Source organism: Micromonospora terminaliae, assembly GCF_009671205.1.
In the GTDB taxonomy this organism is placed as follows: Bacteria; Actinomycetota; Actinomycetes; order Mycobacteriales; family Micromonosporaceae; genus Micromonospora; species Micromonospora terminaliae.
In genome coordinates this window covers 5102733-5120655 of sequence record NZ_CP045309.1, presented here as the reverse complement: position 1 = coordinate 5120655, position 17923 = coordinate 5102733, and the positions used below count along the sequence as shown (strand labels likewise).

Genomic DNA, 17923 nt, shown 5'->3' with positions numbered 1-17923 from the left:
CCTCCAGTCTGCCCGGTCACCCGGCTGGCGGCAGGAGACAACGGCGTGGCCGGTCCGACGCCGGCCACACGTACTCGAGGTCGGGCGGGACGCCGTCGAACTGCGGGCCGTAGTGCGCCGGGTCCTTGCGCAGCAGCGACGACCGGTGGCTGCGGTGCAGATCGTCCCGGCCCAGCCAGGGCGGCAGCTCGCCGGCCTCGGCCAGCTCCGCCTGGGTGCGGATGACGGCGATGCCGCAGGCCGTGGCGAGGTCGGTGGCCATGGTGGCCGCGCAGGTGTCCGCCCGGCCCGGCTCGCACCACACGGCGCACATGTCCAGGCCGTAGCGGGTCAGCGCCTCCTCGTACCCGGCCCACATCTTCACCGCCGGGTGGTTGCGCCAGCCGTAGTCCGGGCGGGTCAGCCCGCGCAGCACCTGGATGGTCTCCACGCGCTGCTTGCCCAGCCGCTTCTGGTCCAGCGTCCGGGCGCTGGCCAGGAAGTCCGGATACGGCAGGAACGTCTGCATGCCGGTGCTCTACCCGTAGCGGCCCGCACCATGCGCTGATGATCGAGGGGGCTGCGCGCGCTGCGAGCGGCTGACTACGATCCGGGCATGGCCGAGCCCCTCCGCGACCGCGCGCGCCGGGCGACCGGATGGCGGCTCAAGATGAACGGCGACATCCGTCCCCACTACGTGGTCTGCGGCTCGGACCCGCTGGCCTACTGGGTGGTCCGGGCGCTGCTCGCCACCGACCCGCCCGCCGGCCGGGTCCGGGTGACCCTGGTCGTGCCGGAGCGCCGCCGCTCCGAGGGGCCGGACGGCCGGGACCTGCCGGGTGTCCAGGTCGTCCGCGCGGACCGGCTCGACGAGGCCACCTTCCGCCGCGCCGGGCTGGCCGGGGCGGACGGCCTGGCCCTGCTGCACCAGGACGACGTGGGCAACATGCACGCCGCGCTCTGCGCCCAGGAGGTCGAGCCGCGGCTGCGTCTCGTGGTCCGGATGTTCAACACCAGCCTGGCCAACGGGGTGCGGCAGCTCTTCCCCGACTCGGCGGTGCTCTCCGACGCCTCGATCTCCGCCCCGGCGTTCGTGGCCGCCGCCCTCGGCGAGCTGGCACCCACCCATTTCCGGCACGCCGGCCGCACCCTCTACGTGGCGCGCCGCGCCGACGTACGCCCGCAGGACGTGGTCAGCGGCCTGGCCGTGACCACCGACCCGGAGCTGGTCCGGGTGCTGCCCGCCGACGAGGCCTCCGCCGACGTGGTGCTGGCCGAGGCGACCGGCCGGCCGCCCGGCACCGAGCTGGCCGCCCGCCGCCTGGTGCGGGCCCGCCGCCGCCGGCAGCCGGTCGCGGTGCTGCTCCGCGCGCTCCGCAGCTTCGCCACCCGCAAGATCGGCGTGGCCGTGCTGGTACTGCTGGCGGTGATCGCCGTGCTCGGCTGGCTCAACGCCCGGGCCGCCCACGTCAACTGGTCCGACGCGCTCTACCTCACCCTGGTGACCACGCTGAGCGGGCAGGATCCCGATCTCGCCAAGCCGGTCGCCGCGCAGATCATGCAGGTGGTGCTCAACCTGGCCGGGCTGGCCCTGATCCCGCTCATCACGGCCGCCGTGGTCGACGGCATCGTGAACGCCCGCCTCGCCCTGCACGCCGGCCGGATCCAGCCGGACCGGTCCGGGCACGTGGTGGTGGTCGGGCTGGGCAACATCGGCACCCGGGTGATGGCCCAGCTGCACGACTTCGGTGTCGAGGTGGTGGCCATCGACAAGAACCCGGAGGCGCGCGGCGCGCCGCTGGCGCACCGGCTCGGCGTGCCGCTCATCATCGGGGACGCCGGCCAGGAGGAGACCCTGCGCGCCGCCTCGGTCGACACCAGCCAGGCGCTCGTGGTGGTCTCCACCGACGACGGGGTCAACCTCCGGGCGGCGCTCAACGCCCGCTCCCTCGACCCCGACCTGCGGGTGGTGCTGCGCCTCTTCGACGGCGACTTCGCCGAGCGGATCCAGCAGGCGTTCGGCATCGGCATCTCGCGCAGCGTGTCATACCTGGCCGCCCCGGCGTTCGCGGCCGCCATGCTGGACCGCGCGGTGATCGCCACCATCCCCGTCGACCGGCACGCGCTGCTGGTCACCGAGGTGCCGGTGGTGGCCGGCTCCCCGCTCGACGGCCGGCCGCTCGGCGCGGTGGCCCGCCCCGGCGAGGTGCGCCTGCTGGCCTACACGCGGGCCGGGCAGAAGACGGAGTGGTCCACCGACCCCCGGATGGTGATCCACGCGGGGGACCGGCTGACCGTGGTGGCCCGGCGCGCCGGGCTGACCGCACTGCTCCGCGAGACCACGCCCGTGCCGCCGCCCGCCCCGGCCGGCGCCCCGGCTCCCCGCCAACCGGACGAGTGACCCGGGTCAGGTCGCGCGGGTGGTGTGGCGGAGGGCGTACCAGGCGGCGCCGAGGGCGAGCACGCCGAAGCCGGTGAGCACGCTGGCGACCGGCAGGTTGACCGCGAGCAGCAGGCAGCCGACCAGCCCCAGCGCGGCGAGCAGTTGCACCGGCAGCCTCCGGGCCGGGTCCCGGCCCAGGGTGAGCGCCGAGGCGTTGGCGATCGCGTAGTAGACCAGCACCGTGCAGCTGGAGAAGCCGATCGCGCCGCGCACGTCGACCAGGGACACCACGACGATCACCACGGCGGCCACGGCGAGCTCGGCGCGGTGCGGCACCCGGTAGCGCGGGTGCACGGCGGCCAGCGCGCCCGGCAGGTCCCGGCGGCGGGCCATCGCCAGCGTCGTCCGGCCGACCCCGGCCAGCAGGGAGAGCAGCACCCCGGTGACCGCCACGGTCGCCCCGGCCCGGACCAGCCAGGCCAGGCCGGGCAGCCCGGCCGTGGTCACCACCTCGGCCAGCGGCGCGGTCGAGTCGGCGAGCCGCTGCTCGCCCAGCACGCCGACCGCGACCACCGCCAGCACCAGGTAGATCGCCAGCACCACGCCGAGCGCCAGCGGCACCGCGCGCGGGACCGTGCGTTCCGGGTCGCGTACCTCCTCGCCGAGGGTGGCGATCCGGGCGTACCCGGCGAAGGCGAAGAAGAGCAGGCCGGCGGCGGTGAGGACGCCCCGCACCCCGGTGTCGGCGAAGCCGGCCAGCCGGTCGGGCGCCACGTGCGGGGCGCCGGTCACCGCCACCACGGCGAGCACGGTGAGCACCACGCCGACCAGCACCCGGGTGGCCGCCGCGGTCTTACCGATGCCGCGCAGGTTCACGGCGGTCACGGCCAGCACCGCGAGGACCGCGACGAGCCGCGCCCGCTCCGGCCAGAGGTAGGCCCCGATCGTCAGCGCCATGGCCGCGCAGCTCGCCGTCTTGCCGATCACGAAACCCCAGCCGGCGAGGAACCCGGCGAACGGGTGCAGCCGCTCCCGGCCGTAGACGTAGGTGCCGCCGGACTCCGGGTAGCGGGCCGCCAGCCGGGCCGAGCTGGTCGCGTTGCAGAAGGCGATGAAGCCGGCGAGGGCCAGCGCGACCAGCAGGCCGGCGCCGCCGGCCGCCGCCGCGGCGGGGGCGAAGACCACGAAGACGCCCGCGCCGAGCATCGACCCCAGCCCGATGACGACCGCGTCGGGTACGCCCAGCCGGCGCGTCAGTTCTGCCACGGACGCAGGCTAGGGCACGGAGGTGAACGGTGCGTCCCGGTGGCGCAGCGGGCCGGGCAACGGCAGGTCGTCCCAGGGCACCCGGTGCAGCAACCGGTCCAGCAGGAGTCCGAGCAGCAGCCCGGCCACCGAGTCCGTCAACCAGTGCCAGCCCAGGTACGTGGTGGTGGCGAGGACGATCAGCGGCGGCAGCACCCGGACCACGGTGACCAGCCGGGCCGGGACGGTCCGGCGGACGGTGCGCAGCAGCGCCGGGAGCAGCAGAGCGAGCACGCCGTACCAGACGATCGCGTTGGCGACGTGCCCCGACGGGTACGACATCCCGTAGACGCCGTCGGTGTGGAAGAGCCGGACCGTGTCCGCCTCGGGCAGATAGGGAGGCTTGACGCTGGCGCTCGGCGCCGCGCGGTCGGTCCAGAGCTTCAGCGGCCCGATGGTCAGGTTGGTGAGCAGGAAGGCGACGACCGGCGGCAGGATCGGACGTACCGAGCGGAGTCGAACCCCCACCACCACGCCCACCCCGGCGGCCAGCAGGGTCAGCGGGGTGCCCTGGCCCAGGAAGTTGAGCAGCCGGGCCACCCAGTACGCGGCGGCGGGCCGGTGCGCGTCCGCCCAGTCGGCGACGGCCCGGTCCAGGCCCAGGAGGTGGCCGCTGGCCAGCGCCACGGTCAGCCCGACGAGGGCGGCGAGCAGCAGCCCGTCGAACCACCAGCCGGCCGGCCGGACGGGCCGGAGCCGCGGCGTCCGGCGTACCCCGGTTGTCTCCCGCACGCGACCACGCTACCGGCCGCCCGCGGCGCCGGGCCGGTGCGGGCGTCGGCGGCTGTGTGCCGCCCCACGAAGGGAAGCGCTCCCCGGGGGTCAGCGGTCACACTTGTGGCCGTGCGGATCACCTCGGCCCTCGTCGACCCGGCGCTGCTCGACCTTCCCTGGTCGACGCCGCTGGCGGAGTGGCCTGCCGAACACCTGGTGGCGCTGCCGCAGGGCATCTCGCGGCACATCGTGCGGTTCGTCCGGCTCGGCGGCTACGTCTACGCCGTGAAGGAGACCGGCGAGCGGGTCGCCGAACGGGAATACGACCTGCTCCGGGCGCTGGAGCGGATCGACTTCCCGTCGGTCGAGGCGATCGCGATCGTGGCCGACCGGCAGACCGACGACGGCGAGCCGCTCGACCCGGTGCTGATCACCCGGCACCTCCAGTTCTCGCTGCCCTACCGGGCGCTGTTCTCCAACACGTTGCGGCCAGAGACGATGAACCGGCTGCTGGACGCGTTGGCCGCGCTGATCGTGCGGATGCACCTGACCGGTTTCTTCTGGGGCGACTGCTCGCTGTCGAACACGCTGTTCCGGCGGGACGCGGGGGCCTTCGCCGCCTACCTGGTCGACGCCGAGACCGGGGCGCTGCACCCGTCGCTCTCCAACGGCCAGCGCGGGGAGGACCTGGAGATCGCCCGGGTCAACATCTTCGGTGAGGCGCTCGACCTCCAGGCCGCCGGCCTGCTGCACGAGTCGATCGACCCCGAGGTGGTGTGCGAGGAGGTCGTACGGCGCTACGAGCGGCTCTGGCACGAGATCACCTACGAGCAGCAGATCGAGCGGGAGGCCCGGCACGACATCGAGGGCCGGATCCGCCGCCTCAACGAACTGGGCTTCGACGTCGCCGAGGTGGCCATGTCGACCGTCGACAACGGGCGCTACCTGGTCCGGCCCAAGGTGGTCGACGCCGGCTACCACACCCGGCGCCTGCTCCGGCTGACCGGCCTGGACGCCGAGGAGAACCAGGCCCGCAAGCTCCTCAACGACCTGGACGCGTACCGGGTGGAGAGCGACCTGACCGACGAGCAGCAGGCCGCGCACCGCTGGCTCACCGAGGTGTTCGAGCCGGTGGTCCGGGCGGTGCCCGCGCACCTGCGCCGCAAGCTGGAGCCGCAGGAGCTGTTCGCCCAGATCATCGAGCACAAGTGGCTGCTGTCCGAGCGGGCCGGGCGCGACGTCGGGATGCGCCAGGCGGTGCAGTCCTACCTGGCCGACGTGCTGGTGCACCGCCCGGACGAGCAGGCGGTGCTGGGCGTCGAGGTGCCCACCGCGGGCTGAACGCGGCCCGCGGCGTCACTCCACCCAGGCGCCGGCACGCATCACCCGGACCACGTTGAGGTCGTCGTCGAGGACGACCAGGTCGGCCCGGAGGCCGGGCTGGAGGGCGCCCACCCGATCGCCCAGGCCGATGGCCCGGGCCGGGGTGGTGGCGACCATCCGGCAGGCGTCCGGCAGGGCGACCCCCGCGGCGACGGCGTGCCGCAGCGCGGCGTCCATGGTCAGCGTGCTGCCGGCGATCGCGCCGTCCCGGCTGAGCCGGGCCACCCCGTCGGCCACCGTGACGGCCTGGCCGCCCAGCTCGTACTCGCCGTCGGGCATGCCGGCGGCGGCCATGGCGTCGGTGATGAGGGCGGCCCGCTCCGGGCCGGCCACCGAGGTGGCGAAGCCGAGCATGCCGTCGTGCAGGTGCACCCCGTCGGCGACCAGCTCGCAGACCACGTTCGGGGATTCCAGCAGGGCCACCACGGGCCCCGGCTCGCGGTGGTGCACCGGGCGCATCCCGTTGAACAGGTGGGTGCCGACGCTCGCGCCGGCCGCCACGGCAGCCCGGGTCTGTTCCCAGGTGGCGTCGGTGTGCCCGACCGCCGCCACGACGCCCTGCCCGACCAGCAGCTTGATCGCCTCCAGGGCGCCGTCCCGCTCCGGGGCCACGGTGACCATCCGGACCGCGCCGCCGCCCAGCTCGATGAGCTCGGCCAGTTCCTCGGTGGACGGGTCGCGGAGGAACTCCGGATTCTGCGCTCCGCAGCGGGCCGCCGACAGGTAGGGCCCCTCGAAGTGCACGCCGGCCAGCACCCCGGACTCGACCAGCGGCCGGTACGCGGCCGTGGCCTCGCGCATCAGCGGGAACGGGGAGCTGACCAGGCTGGCCAGCAGCGTGGTGGTGCCGTGCCCGAGGTGGAACTCGGCGGCCTGCCGGGCGGACTCGGCGTCGCCGGTGGTGAAGGTGTGCCCGCCCCCGCCGTGGGTGTGCATGTCCACGAAGCCCGGCACGATCCAGTGCCCGTCGCGCACCGTCGGGTACTCGGCGACGGCCCGGATCCGGTCGCCGGCGATCTCGACGCAACCCTGCCGGAACACGCCGGTCGGGGTCACCACCTTGCCGGTCACGCGCAGGGTCATCGGCTCTCCTTCGCCAGGGTGTCCAGGGCCAGCAGGGCGGCGCCGAGGCAGCCGGCCTCGTCGCCGAGGGCCGCCGCGACCAGCCGCGGCTCGCGGTGGAAGGTCAGGCGCTCGCGCAGCGCCGTGCGCAGCGGCTCGAACAGCCGGGGGCCGGCCTGGGCCAGCCCGCCGCCGATCACGACGGTCGCCACGTCGAAGAGCGCCTGACCGGTGGCCAGGCCGTCGGCGAGCGCCTCGACCGCCTCCGTCCAGACCCGGCCGGCCAGCGGCTCGCCGGCCGCCGCCCGGTCGGCCACCTCGGCGGCGGTGGCGGGAGCGCCGGACAGCTCGGCGTAGCGGCGGCCGATCGCCGAGGCCGAGGCCAACGCCTCCAGGCAGCCGGGGCGGCCGCAGCCGCAGCGCGGGCCGTCGGGGCGTACCAGGATGTGGCCGATCTCCCCGGCGGCGCCGTGCGCGCCGACGGCGGCCGACCCGTCGACCACGTGGGCGGCGGCGATGCCGGTGCCGATCGCGACGAAGAGCACGTGACCGGCGTCCCGCCCGGCGCCGAGCCGCGCCTCGGCGAGGCCGCCCACCCGCACGTCGTGGCCGAGCGCCGTGGGCAGGCCGAGCCGCGTCCGCGCCAGCTCCCGCAGGGGTACGTCCCGGAAGCCCACGTTCGCCGACCACACGGCGACGCCGCGGACCTCGTCGACCACCCCGGGCACGGCGATGCCGCAGGCCACCGGGGTGAGGCCGTCGGCGCGGGCCTTGCCGGCCAGCCCTTCGGCCACGTCGAGGATCGTGCCGACCACCGCCTCGGGGCCGCGCGCCGCGCCGGTGGCGTGCCGCTCGGCGTGCACGGTGGTGCCGTCCGGGCGGACCAGGGCGCACTTCATCCCGGTGCCGCCCACGTCCAGCGCGACGACGACCTCGCCGCCTGGGGTCATGCGAGCACCACGGAGCGGGTCAGGTGCCGGGGCGCGTCCGGGTCGAGGCCGCGGCTGGTGGCCAGCGCGACGGCGAAGCGCTGGGCGAGGATGAGGTCGGCCATCGGGTCGACCGGGTTGCGGCCGGCCGCCCAGCTCGTGAGCACCGTGTGGCAGCCGTGCGTGCGGCTGTGCACGAAGGCGGCGCCGGTCGCGGCCACGTCCTCCGGCAGCCCCTCCGGGATCCCGCCGAACGCCCAGACCAGCCGGCCGGGGGCGGCGATCGAGATGGGGCCGTGCCGGTAGTCCATGGCCGGGTACGCCTCGGCCCAGAAGGTGGCCGCCTCGCGGCACTTCAGGGCGGCCTCCTGGGCCAGCCCGACGGTCCAGCCGCGGCCCAGGAAGGTCACCTGCTCGATGGTGGCCGGGTCGATGGGCAGCGGGGCCCGGACGGCCACCTCGGCGTCGGCGGCGAGCCGGCCCAGGTCCTCGCCGAGGTGGGCGCGGAGCAGCGCCAGCGCGGTGGTGGCGAAGCGGGTCTGCACCACCGACCGCTCGTCGGCGAAGGGCAGTGGCACCGCGGCGTCGGCCAGCTCGACGGCCGGCGAGGCCGGGTCGCCGACGAGGACCGTGGTGGCCAGCTGCCCCCGCAGCGCGGCGAGCAGGTCGAGCACCTCGGTGGTGGTGCCGGAGCGGGTGATGGCGATGACCCGGTCGTAGCGGCGGCCGGTGGGGAACTCGCTGGCCTGGAAGGCGTCGGTCTCGCCCTGGCCGGCGCGCTCGCGGAGCCCGGCGTACGCCGCCGCCATGAACCACGACGTGCCGCACCCGACGACGGCGACCCGCTCGCCGGGGCGCGGCAGGCGGTCGGCGACGGTCGGTGCGAGCCGTGCCGCCTCCCGCCAGCAGTCGGGCTGGCTCGCGATCTCCGCGTGCACGTACGCCATGACAACTCCTCGCCAGGGGAGACTTTGCGCAATACGGCGCGATACGGCCGCCTTTCGCGCGTCATTCTGCGCGATTCGAGGTGGCCGTGGCAACCGGCTCCCACATCGCGCAGAAGAGGGTTTTGCGCCTGGCCAGTTTCGCGCACTACTGTGCACGCAATCAATCACCGTTCGTGCAGAGTCAGTGGAGGCCCCGCGTGGACCGCTACGCCCGATGGAACGCGCTGCTCGAGATGCTGACCGACAGCGGCCGGGTCAGCGTCGAGGAGGCGGCCGGTCGCCTGGACGTCTCCCAGGCCACCATCCGGCGTGACTTCGACCAGCTCGCCCAGCAGCAGATGATCACGCGGACCCGGGGCGGCGCGGTCGCCAACGGGGTCTCCTACGACCTGCCCCTGCGCTACAAGACGGCCAAGCACTCGGCCGAGAAGCAGCGGATCGGGGCGGCCGCCGCCGCACTGGTCTCCCCGGGCACCGTGGTCGGCCTGAACGGCGGCACCACGAGCACCGAGGTGGCCCGCGCGCTGGCCGTACGCCCCGACCTGAACACCAGCGCCGAGGGCGCCCAGCTCACCGTGGTCACCAACGCCCTGAACATCGCCAACGAACTGCTGGTCCGCTCGCGGATGAAGGTGGTGGTGGCCGGCGGCGTGGTCCGGCCGAAGTCGTTCGAACTGGTCGGCCCGCTGGGCGGGGCGCTGCTGCGCGAGGTGACGCTGGACGTGGCGCTGCTCGGCGTGGACGCCATCGACCCGCAGCTCGGCGCCGCCGCCCACCACGAGGGCGAGGCGGCCATGAACAGCCTCATGGTGGCCCGGGCCAAGCGGGTCGTGGTCATCGCCGACTCGTCCAAGCTGGGCGGACACGCGTTCGCCCGGATCTGCCCGGTGGACCGGGTGGAGACGCTGGTGACCGACTCCGGCGCGTCGCCCGCCGTGGTGCAGGCGTTCCGCGACGCGGGCGTGCACGTCGTCTGCGCCTGACGCCGCCTCCCTCCGTCCCGGGCGCCGCGTCCCGGCGCGCCTGATGCCGAATCCGGGAAAACCCCGATGCATACCGGGTATTGTCTCCGCCTGCATACCGCGTATGGTGTCGAGCTGACACCTACTCATCGGGGGAGGTCAGCTTGTCGGCTGTCCTGGAGATCGAAGGTCTCCGCAAGACGTACCGAAGCCGGAAACGCGGGGTCCGCCACGCGCTCGACGGCTTCGACATGCGGGTCGAGGCCGGCCAGGTACACGGCTTCCTCGGCCCCAACGGCTCGGGCAAGACCACCACGCTGCGCACGCTGCTCGGCCTGATCCGGCCGAACGGTGGCCGGATGGCCATCCTCGGCCAGGAGCTGCCGCAGGCGCTGCCCGCGGTCGCCGGCCAGGTCGGGGCCATCGTGGAGAGCCCGCAGTTCTTCCCGCACTTCTCCGCCCGGGACACCCTCGGCCTGCTCGCGCAGGCCGGTGAGCTGCCCCGCCAGCGGGTCGACGAGGTGCTGGAGCTGGTCGGGCTGCGCGACCGGTCCGGGGAGCGGGTGAAGACCTACTCGCTCGGCATGAAGCAGCGGCTCGCGGTCGCCTCCGCGCTGCTGAAGAACCCGAAGCTGCTGATCCTGGACGAGCCGGCCAACGGCCTCGACCCGGGCGGCATCCGCGAGATGCGCACGCTGATGCGCGACCTCGCCGCCGCCGGGATGACCGTCGTGCTCTCCAGCCACATCCTCGGCGAGATCCAGCTCATCTGCGACTCGGTCACCATCATCTCGCTGGGCCGGCGGGTCGCGTTCGGCCCGGTCGACGAGGTGCTCGCCGCGCACTCGCAGGGTGCCGTGCGGGTCCGCCTCGAGGCGGTCACCGACCTGGCGCAGGCCGCCGAGACGCTGACCCGGGCCGGGATCCGGGTCACCGCCGAGCCCGACCACCTGATGCTCGCCGGCGTCGACAAGCCGGCCGCGGTGAGTCGCGTCCTCGCCGAGCAGGGCCTCTACGTCAGCGAGCTGACGCCGGTCGCGGTCGACCTGGAGAGCGTCTTCCTCGAACTGACCGCCACCGCGCCGGTACCCGGCCAGCACCGGCAGGTCGACCAGTCCACGAAGGTCGGTGAGCCGGGCAGCGGCGCCACCACGGGAGGTTGGGGCGCATGAGCCTGTACGTCACCGAACTGCGCCGGCTCAGCAAGCGCCGCATCACCCGGTTCCTGCTGGTCCTGCTCCTGCTGGGACTGGCCACGGTGGCCGCCGCGTTCAGCTTCTCCAGCCACCAGCTGTCCACGGAGACGGTCGCGGCCGCCCAGGTCGAGTCCGAGGCCCAGTACCAGCGGGCGCTGGGGGACTGGAAGAAGTCGGTCGCCGACTGCGACGCCGCCAAGGCCCGGGGCGACCAGGACACCGAGGAGCGGTACGGCCCGAACTGCGGCCGGGACTGGCAGCCGCAGCGCGAGATGTTCGACCCGAAGTGGAACCTGCCCTACCAGTTCGACTTCCGGGCCGAGTTCCCCACGTTCATCGCGGTCTTCGCCGGTGCGGTGGCGCTCTTCGCGTTCATCGTCGGCGCCTCCTACGTGGGTGCCGAGTGGAGCACCGGCGGCATGATGAACCTGCTGCTCTGGCGGCCGAGACGGCTCGCCGTGCTCGGCACGAAGCTGGCCGCGCTGCTCACCGCGGTGCTCGGGGTGAGCGTGGTGCTCGGCGCCCTCTGGACGCTCGCCTTCTGGCTCATCGGCCGCTACCGGGGTACCACCGCCAAGGTGACCGCCGGGGTGTGGCAGTCCATCGGCCTCGACGGCCTGCGGGCCGTCGGGCTCGTCCTGGTCGTCGGCGCGGTGGCCTTCGCGCTCGCCTCGCTGGGGCGGCACACCGCCATGGCGCTCGGCGCGGCCGTGGCGCTCTTCGCGATCAGCGAGATCGGCATCCGCATCGCGGTGGGCGTGCTCTCCGTGCCGTTCGGTGACCGCTACGTCCTGTCCACGTACGCCCAGTCCTGGTTCCTGAAGAAGGCGGAACTCTTCGACTACGACGCCTGCCAGTTCACCAAGGGCGCGTGCGAACCGGCCAAGCTCGTGATCACCTGGCAGCAGTCGGCCCTGGTGTTCGGCGTGGGCGCCGCCGCCGTGCTGATCGGCGCGTTCTGGTCGATGCGCCGGCGGGACATCGCCTGACCGGCGCGCACCCCGCGTCCGATGCGGGCCGGGCGGACCCTGGTTAGGCTGGGGTCCCCCGGCCGGCGTCGTCGCGCCGGTCGCCCCGTCCCGCTGAGGAGCGCCATTGCCCGCCGACGCCACGGAGCGGGCCGCCACCGACCGGCCCGAGCCCTCCGGGACCGCCGACGTCGCGCGCCGGGAGGCCGGCGTCACCGTCCCGCCACCCCGTTCCGCCCCCGCCATGGAGGCCGCGCCGCCCGACGAGGGGCCGGCGGAGTCCGCCCCGGCGGCGGAGCCGGAGGAGACCGACGGGCTGACCGAGCGGGAGCAGCGCATCCTCGCCTTCGAGCAGCAGTGGTGGAAGCACGCGGGCGCCAAGGAACAGGCCATCCGGGACACCTTCGGGCTCTCCGCGACCCGCTACTACCAGCTGCTCAACGCCCTGCTCGACCGGCCGGCCGCCCTCGCCGCCGAGCCCGTGCTGGTCGGCCGGCTACGCCGGCTGCGGTCGTCCCGGGCCCGCAACCGGCGGCGCTGAGCGGCCGCACCGCCCTTCGGGTCCGCCCGCCCCGGCATGGGCCCCGGCGCTCCGGGTAGGCGGCGGGCGGCGACGGAGGGAGCAGACGGATGGGGGCACCAGACCGCCGGTACCCGATCGGCAGCCGGCCGGCCCGGCCGGTCGGGACGGCGCCGATGATGCGCGTACGCTCCGCCTCCGACCCGGCCCCCGGCCGGCTGGAGAACGAGGACGTGGTCTTCCGGTTCGGCCCGCTGGTCGGTGTCCTCGACGGCGCGACCGTGCCGGAGGGCTTCGACACGGGGTGCGTGCACGGTCCCGCCTGGTACGTGCGGCACCTGGCCGCCCGGATCGGCCTGGCCGTCGCGGCCCGCCCGGCGGCCACGCTCATGAGCAGCCTGGCGGCGGCCATCCTGGCGGTGCGGGCGGACCACGGCGGCGAGTGCGACCTGGACCACCCGGGCACCCCGTCCTCCACCGTCTGTCTCCTCCGGGAGGGCGGCGACCAGGTGGACTACCTGGTGCTCTGCGACAGCCCGCTCGTGCTCGACACCGGCGACCGGATCACCGTGGTCTCCGACGACCGGCTGGACGCGGCGCTCGTGGACCTGCGCCGGACCGCCGCCGCCCTGCCGGACGGGGACGTCGACCCGGCGACCCGGTTCCGCCGGGCGGTGACCCTGCAGCGGACCCGGATGAACCGGACCCACGGCTACTGGGCGGCTGCCACCGACCCGGACGCGGCGTACCACGCGGTGACCGGGACGTTGCCGCTGCGCGGGCCGGGGGCGGTGCGCCGGGCCGCGCTGCTCAGCGACGGCGCCTCCTGCGCGGTCGACCAGTTCGGCCTCTTCGACTGGGCCGGCCTGCTCGACGTGACGGCGGCCGAGGGCCCGGAGGGGTTGATCGACCGGGTGCGGACGGCCGAGCGGGAGCACCCCGACCGGTTGCGCCGGCGCAAGCGGACCGACGACGCCTCGGTGGCGCTCTGCGAGTTCGCCCGGGCCGAGTGAGCACCCTCACGGCGAAGAAGGACCGGTCGGCTGACAACGGAGCGTGAGGCGGAACACCCCGGGGGTACGACCGGCCGACCCCCTCCGCCGGACCGGCAGTCCAGGCCCAAAGGGGTGGACTTGGGCCGGTACGACCGGCAGACTGCGGCTCGTGAGGGGTGCCGTACGACTGGAGCCGGTGGACGAAGGCAACCTGGAGCCGTTGCTCTCCGTAGCGGCTGCCGAGGCGGAGCCGGAAGATGTCATGCCCCCGGTGCAGGCCCCGGCCGGATGGTCGCTGGCCCGCCGGGAGGCCTTCCGCGAGTTCTACCGCGCGAGCTTCGGCGGGCTGGACGGCCCCACCCGCACCCGGATGTACGCGATCGTCGCCGGTGGCGAGGTGGTCGGCATGGTCCGGATGACCCGCTGCGACGAGCCGGGGACGGTGGAGACCGGGATGTGGCTGGGCCGCTCGGCGCGCGGCCAGGGGCTCGGCGCGGCGGCCCTGCGGGAACTGCTGCACGCCGCCGCTGCCGCCGGAATGCACTCGGTCGTGGCCGAGACGACACCGGACAATCAGGGCGCCGTATCCGTTCTTCGTAAATGCGGTGCGGAATTGCGCGAGGAAAATGGAAAGCTGCGCGCAAGAATGTGTCTCGATTCGGCTTTGCCGACGCATTGAACCGCTGATTGCCCTCGGTCAAGCGTTTTGAGTTTTCCCTGGTCCACTCGACCTGTCTGCCCGTTTTGCGTGGTCTGACCGAGACCTAGCCGGGTTTCCAATTCCGCGAGTTAAACGCGTCTCCCTGGCCCCACCGGAATGTTTTGCCGTTGGGGTGACGGGTACTGCCCGCCGGGTCCGCTGATACGGAACGTCGGTCGCAGGCCCCTTTCCGCTGATCCCCGGCAGCTGTCTTTCCGGGCCTGCTCCAGATGAGGTGTCCGCTTCCGCCGGGGAGCGAAGGAGAACTGATGAAGAGCGGAGCACGGGTAGCGCTGGCGGTGGGCTTCGGCTACCTCCTCGGTCGCCGGAAGAAGATGCGTGCCGCCCTCACCCTCGCCGCCGCCGTGGCGGCCGGGCGGGCCAGCCAGCGACCGGGCGGGCTGAAGCAGCTCGGCACGGACCTGTTGAACGTCCCCCAGCTCGGCGGCCTCGGCAAGCTGGGCGCCCCGCTGGCCACGGCCGGCAAGGCCGCGGCGACCGCCGCCGCGGGCAGCGGCATCGACGCGCTCAGCGGCAAGCTGCGCGGCAGCGCCGACGCGCTGCGCCGGAAGTCCGGCGGCGGCGGGTCGGAGGGTGGCCCGCCGGAGGAGGAGCCGGCGGAGGACCGGCGCTCGGCCGCCGACGACGAGGAGGAGCTGGACGAGCAGCCCACCGCGGAGGACGAGACGGACCGGGGCGGGCGCCCGGTCGTCGCGCGACGGCAGCGGGGGCGGTGACCATGGCGACCAGCAACCTCACGGACCGCGCCCGGGAGCAGCTCGGCGACGAGCTGCGCAACCTGGCCTCGGCCATCGGCGAGCGGGCCGTGCACGTGGTCACCGAGAAGATCACGGGCGCCACCGGCCGGCTCAGCGAGTACGCCAAGCAGGGCGGTGGCCCCGGCCTGGTCGCCGCCGCCACCGGCGCCCAGAAGCTCGCCGAGGGCCACTCCCCGGTCAAGGCCATGTTCCATGCCGGCCTGGCCGGCGGTAAGGAGAAGTTGATGTCGGCGTTCGGCGGCGGCAAGGGCGGCAAGGGCGGCGGCAAGAAGCTCAAGGTCACCAACATCGTCGAGACCATCGAGGTCGGCGTTCCGGTCCGCGTCGCCTACAACCAGTGGACCCAGTTCGGCGACTTCCCGAGCTTCATGAAGAAGGTCGAGCAGGCTGACTGGGACTCGGACGGGAAGATGACCTGGAAGGCGCAGGTCTTCTGGTCGCACCGGACCTGGGAGTCGACCATCGTCCGGCAGATCCCGGACCGGCTCATCCACTGGCGCTCCAAGGGCGAGAAGGGTTCCGTCGACGGCACCGTCAGCTTCCACGAGGTCGCTCCCGAGCTGACCAGGATCCTGGTCGTGCTCGAATACCACCCGCAGGGCCTCTTCGAGCACACCGGCAACCTGTGGCGCGCCCAGGGCCGCCGGGTCCGGCTGGAGCTGAAGCACTTCGTCCGGCACGTGATGACGCAGACCGTGCTCGACCCCGACTCGGTCGAGGGCTGGCGCGGTGAGATCGAGGACTCCCAGGTGGTCAAGGACCACGAGACCGCGCTCCGCGAGGAGCAGGAGGCCCGCGAGGGCGAGGAGCGGGAGGGCCGCGAGGAGCGGGAGGGCCGCGAGGAGCGGAAGGCCCGCGGGCGGGGCCGCGCCGAGCAGCCCGAGGAGGAACCGGAGGAGGAGCCCGAGGAGGAGGAGCCGGAGGAGGAGCGCCGGCCCGCCCCGCGCGGCCGCCGCCGGCCGCCGCCGCCGCGTCGCCGTCCCGCCCCCGACGAGGAGGAGTACGCGGACTACGACGAGGGCGACGACTTCGACGACGACGAGTACGCCGAGGAGCCCGAGGAGGAGGAACCGCCGCGCCGCCGTGCGCCCGAACGGGCGCGCCGCCCCCAGCCGCGCGAGGAGCGGGAGGCGCGCCCCGAGCGCCCGCGCCCGGTCCGGCGGGCTCCCGAGACACCACGACGGCCGGTGGTGCGCCGCCGGCGTGAGGAGCGTGAGGAATGACCGTGGCAACCACGACGGGACAGCCGGGCAGCGCCCTGGAACGCACCAGCGGCGGCGGCGGAGGGACCCTCGCCGACGTCGTGGAGACCGTCCTGGACAAGGGCGTGGTGATCGACGCCCAGGTGTCGGTCGCCGTGGTCGGCATCCAGCTCCTGGAGATCAACGCGCGGATCGTGATCGCCAGCGTCGACACGTACCTGCGGTTCGCCGAGGCGGTCGACCGGCTGAGCATCGTGCCGAAGGGCACGAAGGGCCTGCCGGACATGGTCGGCGACGCGGCCGGCGCGGCCACCAAGGGCAAGGCGATCTCCGGGCTCGGCAAGGCGGCCCAGGAGATCAGCGGCGCGGTGGCCGACTCGCTCCGGGACGGCGGCTCCGAGCGGGAGCGGGAACGGCCGCGCCGGCGGCGGGACGAGGAGCGCTGACATGGCTCAGGAGAACGGGCTGTTCATCTACGGCATCGTGCCGTCCGACGTGGAGCCGACCCCCGAGGCCGAGGGGGTCGGCTCCCCGCCCGGCGAGGTGATCGCGATCCGGCACGGCGAGCTGGCCGCGCTGGTCAGCGAGGTCGGGCTGGAGGAGGCGCTGGGCCGGCCGGCCGATCTGACCGCGTACGAGCGGCTGCTCGACGGGACGGCCGTGGTCGCGCCGGTGCTGCCGGTGCGGTTCGGCACGGTGGTGACCGGCGAGGACGCGGTCGAGGACCTGCTCGCCGCGCACCACGACCGGTTCGCCGCCGCCCTCGACGAGGTCGAGGACCGGCTCCAGTACACCGTGCACGGGCGCTTCGACGAGCAGGAGTTCATCAGCGGGTTCCTGGCGGAGAACGCCTCCGCCGCGGCCCTCGCCGACGAGGTGCGCGGCCGGCCGGAGATCGAGAGCCGGGAGCAGCGCATCCGGCTCGGCGAGATGATCAGTCAGGCGGTGGAGCTGCGCCGCGAGGCGGAGAACCGCGACCTGATCGACGCGGTGGGCCGGTACGCCGTGGCGGACACCGCCCTCCCGCCCAGCCACGAGCTGGACGCGGTGCGCGTCTCCTTCCTCGTGGAGGGCGACGACGAGGACGAGTTCGTCCAGGCCGTGGAGGACTTCGCCGAGCGCCGGCGGGACCTGATCCGGATGCGGCTGATCGGCCCGCTCGCCCCGTACGACTTCGTCAGCGCGCACCAGCTGGTGGAGTGACCGCGTGGACATCCTGTGGACGCTGCTGACCCTGCCGTACGCGCCGGTGCGCGGGCTCACGGCGCTGGTCAAGGTGGTGGCGCGGGAGGCCGAGTCCCAGCAGTACAACCCGGTCAACATCCGGCGTGAGCTGGAGGAGCTGGACCGGGCCGCGGCGGCCGGGGACATCACGCCGGAGGAGCGGGACCGGGGGCAGCAGCAGGTGCTGGACCGGCTGACCAGGCCGGCCGCCGGGACGGACCGTACCCCGCCGCAGCGGGAGGGCGGGCCCCGGCGGCCGGCACCCGCCCGGCGGGGTACGGCCGGCGGCCGCCGCGGTGCGGCGCGCCGCGGACGAGGGGGAGGACCATGACGGCACGGATCCGGGGCGACGGCCACCGGGAGCGGTGGCGCGACCGGGGCGGTCGGGCCGAGGAGCGGTATCTCGACGAGGACGACGAGGAGGCGGTCAGCGCTGCCGAGGCGGCCCGGGAGGGGTTGCGCCAGATCGTCGCGCTCACCGGCAGGGATCCGCTCGGGGTCACCTCGATCCAGCCCACCGACGACGGCTGGCGGATCGGGGTGGAGGTGGTCGAGGACCACCGCATCCCGGCGTCGACCGACCTGCTCGGCCTGTACGAGGTCGAACTGGACATGACCGGAAGTCTGCTCGGCTACCGGCGGACGCGCCGCTACCAGCGCGGCAAGGGGGACTGA

20 protein-coding genes are annotated in these 17923 nt (G+C 74.4%); 14 read left to right on the top strand and 6 right to left on the bottom strand.

All coding sequences use genetic code 11. From position 1 onward, the window contains the following. Positions 1 to 16: 16 nt before the first annotated feature. A complete protein-coding gene (locus GCE86_RS23535) occupies positions 17 to 508 on the bottom strand; it encodes an MSMEG_6728 family protein (RefSeq protein ID WP_154228943.1) in 492 nt (163 codons plus the stop codon). Positions 509 to 595: 87 nt separating this feature from the next. Between GCE86_RS23535 and GCE86_RS23530 the strand changes: the two genes are divergently transcribed. After that, the gene (locus tag GCE86_RS23530) at positions 596 to 2380 is read left to right on the top strand and encodes a potassium channel protein (RefSeq protein WP_239543373.1); all 1785 of its coding nucleotides are present in this window, start codon (positions 596 to 598) and stop codon (positions 2378 to 2380) included. Between the two features lie 6 nt (positions 2381 to 2386). Here the strand turns inward: GCE86_RS23530 and GCE86_RS23525 are convergent, their stop codons facing one another. Both GCE86_RS23525 and GCE86_RS23520 read right to left on the bottom strand, forming a co-directional pair. After that, positions 2387 to 3628, bottom strand: coding sequence for an APC family permease (locus GCE86_RS23525; protein WP_154228942.1), 1242 nt, complete (start codon positions 3626 to 3628; stop codon positions 2387 to 2389). A gap of 9 nt (positions 3629 to 3637) precedes the next feature. Then, positions 3638 to 4399, bottom strand: coding sequence for a phosphatase PAP2 family protein (locus GCE86_RS23520; protein WP_154228941.1), 762 nt, complete (start codon positions 4397 to 4399; stop codon positions 3638 to 3640). 111 nt (positions 4400 to 4510) lie between these two features. Between GCE86_RS23520 and GCE86_RS23515 the strand changes: the two genes are divergently transcribed. Continuing rightward, on the top strand, positions 4511 to 5722 hold the full coding sequence (locus GCE86_RS23515) for a DUF4032 domain-containing protein (protein WP_154228940.1): 1212 nt from the start codon (positions 4511 to 4513) through the stop codon (positions 5720 to 5722). 15 nt (positions 5723 to 5737) lie between these two features. On the opposite strand, the gene nagA is transcribed toward GCE86_RS23515, so the two are convergent. The 3 genes from nagA to GCE86_RS23500 are packed head-to-tail and all read right to left on the bottom strand — an operon-like array spanning position 5738 to position 8702. Beyond that, a complete protein-coding gene (gene nagA / locus GCE86_RS23510; RefSeq protein ID WP_154228939.1) occupies positions 5738 to 6847 on the bottom strand; it encodes an N-acetylglucosamine-6-phosphate deacetylase in 1110 nt (369 codons plus the stop codon). Then, entirely contained in the window at positions 6844 to 7776 is a 933-nt protein-coding gene (locus tag GCE86_RS23505) for an ROK family protein (RefSeq protein ID WP_154228938.1), read from the bottom strand. Before GCE86_RS23505 ends, nagA begins: the two co-directional genes overlap by 4 nt. Continuing rightward, positions 7773 to 8702 carry an SIS domain-containing protein gene (locus GCE86_RS23500; protein ID WP_154228937.1) on the bottom strand — a complete coding sequence of 310 codons (930 nt, stop codon included), beginning with the start codon at positions 8700 to 8702 and terminating at the stop codon, positions 7773 to 7775. The genes GCE86_RS23505 and GCE86_RS23500 overlap by 4 nt, the downstream gene beginning before the upstream one ends. Positions 8703 to 8899: 197 nt before the next feature. Between GCE86_RS23500 and GCE86_RS23495 the strand changes: the two genes are divergently transcribed. The 12 genes from GCE86_RS23495 to GCE86_RS23440 all read left to right on the top strand — a co-directional run bounded on the left by GCE86_RS23495 (position 8900) and on the right by GCE86_RS23440 (position 17923). Then, positions 8900 to 9685: a DeoR/GlpR family DNA-binding transcription regulator gene (locus GCE86_RS23495; protein ID WP_154228936.1), complete on the top strand. Its 786-nt coding sequence runs from the start codon at positions 8900 to 8902 to the stop codon at positions 9683 to 9685. A 230-nt stretch (positions 9686 to 9915) separates the two neighbouring features. Continuing rightward, positions 9916 to 10836 carry an ATP-binding cassette domain-containing protein gene (locus GCE86_RS23490; protein ID WP_204343228.1) on the top strand — a complete coding sequence of 307 codons (921 nt, stop codon included), beginning with the start codon at positions 9916 to 9918 and terminating at the stop codon, positions 10834 to 10836. Then, a complete protein-coding gene (locus GCE86_RS23485; protein WP_154228934.1) occupies positions 10833 to 11849 on the top strand; it encodes an ABC transporter permease subunit in 1017 nt (338 codons plus the stop codon). The genes GCE86_RS23490 and GCE86_RS23485 overlap by 4 nt, the downstream gene beginning before the upstream one ends. 106 nt (positions 11850 to 11955) lie before the next feature. After that, entirely contained in the window at positions 11956 to 12369 is a 414-nt protein-coding gene (locus GCE86_RS23480) for a DUF3263 domain-containing protein (protein WP_154228933.1), read from the top strand. Positions 12370 to 12458: 89 nt separating this feature from the next. Beyond that, entirely contained in the window at positions 12459 to 13361 is a 903-nt protein-coding gene (locus GCE86_RS23475) for a hypothetical protein (RefSeq protein WP_154228932.1), read from the top strand. Between the two features lie 151 nt (positions 13362 to 13512). After that, positions 13513 to 14022 (top strand): GNAT family N-acetyltransferase, encoded by a 510-nt coding sequence (locus GCE86_RS23470; protein WP_154228931.1) that lies wholly within the window; start codon positions 13513 to 13515, stop codon positions 14020 to 14022. A 290-nt stretch (positions 14023 to 14312) separates the two neighbouring features. Continuing rightward, complete coding sequence (locus GCE86_RS23465; protein WP_204343215.1) at positions 14313 to 14780, top strand: hypothetical protein; 468 nt, start codon at positions 14313 to 14315, stop codon at positions 14778 to 14780. Positions 14781 to 14782: 2 nt separating this feature from the next. Continuing rightward, positions 14783 to 16045: an SRPBCC family protein gene (locus GCE86_RS23460; RefSeq protein ID WP_154228930.1), complete on the top strand. Its 1263-nt coding sequence runs from the start codon at positions 14783 to 14785 to the stop codon at positions 16043 to 16045. A gap of 2 nt (positions 16046 to 16047) precedes the next feature. Continuing rightward, positions 16048 to 16470 (top strand): gas vesicle protein GvpJ, encoded by a 423-nt coding sequence (gene gvpJ, locus GCE86_RS23455; protein ID WP_244317047.1) that lies wholly within the window; start codon positions 16048 to 16050, stop codon positions 16468 to 16470. 1 nt (position 16471) lies between these two features. After that, positions 16472 to 17227 carry a GvpL/GvpF family gas vesicle protein gene (locus GCE86_RS23450; RefSeq protein WP_154228928.1) on the top strand — a complete coding sequence of 252 codons (756 nt, stop codon included), beginning with the start codon at positions 16472 to 16474 and terminating at the stop codon, positions 17225 to 17227. Between the two features lie 4 nt (positions 17228 to 17231). Continuing rightward, positions 17232 to 17579, top strand: coding sequence for a gas vesicle protein GvpG (locus GCE86_RS23445; RefSeq protein ID WP_154228927.1), 348 nt, complete (start codon positions 17232 to 17234; stop codon positions 17577 to 17579). Beyond that, entirely contained in the window at positions 17576 to 17923 is a 348-nt protein-coding gene (locus GCE86_RS23440) for a gas vesicle protein GvpO (protein WP_154228926.1), read from the top strand. Before GCE86_RS23445 ends, GCE86_RS23440 begins: the two co-directional genes overlap by 4 nt.

Coding starts and splice junctions, on each gene's coding strand:
- GCE86_RS23535 (WP_154228943.1), bottom strand. CDS start 508: ATGCAGACGTTCCTGCCGTATCCGGACTTCCTGGCCAGCGCCCGGACG.
- GCE86_RS23530 (WP_239543373.1), top strand. CDS start 596: ATGGCCGAGCCCCTCCGCGACCGCGCGCGCCGGGCGACCGGATGGCGG.
- nagA (WP_154228939.1), bottom strand. CDS start 6,847: ATGACCCTGCGCGTGACCGGCAAGGTGGTGACCCCGACCGGCGTGTTC.
- GCE86_RS23505 (WP_154228938.1), bottom strand. CDS start 7,776: ATGACCCCAGGCGGCGAGGTCGTCGTCGCGCTGGACGTGGGCGGCACC.
- GCE86_RS23500 (WP_154228937.1), bottom strand. CDS start 8,702: ATGGCGTACGTGCACGCGGAGATCGCGAGCCAGCCCGACTGCTGGCGG.
- GCE86_RS23490 (WP_204343228.1), top strand. CDS start 9,916: ATGCGGGTCGAGGCCGGCCAGGTACACGGCTTCCTCGGCCCCAACGGC.
- GCE86_RS23485 (WP_154228934.1), top strand. CDS start 10,833: ATGAGCCTGTACGTCACCGAACTGCGCCGGCTCAGCAAGCGCCGCATC.
- GCE86_RS23475 (WP_154228932.1), top strand. CDS start 12,459: ATGGGGGCACCAGACCGCCGGTACCCGATCGGCAGCCGGCCGGCCCGG.
- GCE86_RS23465 (WP_204343215.1), top strand. CDS start 14,313: ATGAAGAGCGGAGCACGGGTAGCGCTGGCGGTGGGCTTCGGCTACCTC.
- GCE86_RS23460 (WP_154228930.1), top strand. CDS start 14,783: ATGGCGACCAGCAACCTCACGGACCGCGCCCGGGAGCAGCTCGGCGAC.
- GCE86_RS23450 (WP_154228928.1), top strand. CDS start 16,472: ATGGCTCAGGAGAACGGGCTGTTCATCTACGGCATCGTGCCGTCCGAC.
- GCE86_RS23440 (WP_154228926.1), top strand. CDS start 17,576: ATGACGGCACGGATCCGGGGCGACGGCCACCGGGAGCGGTGGCGCGAC.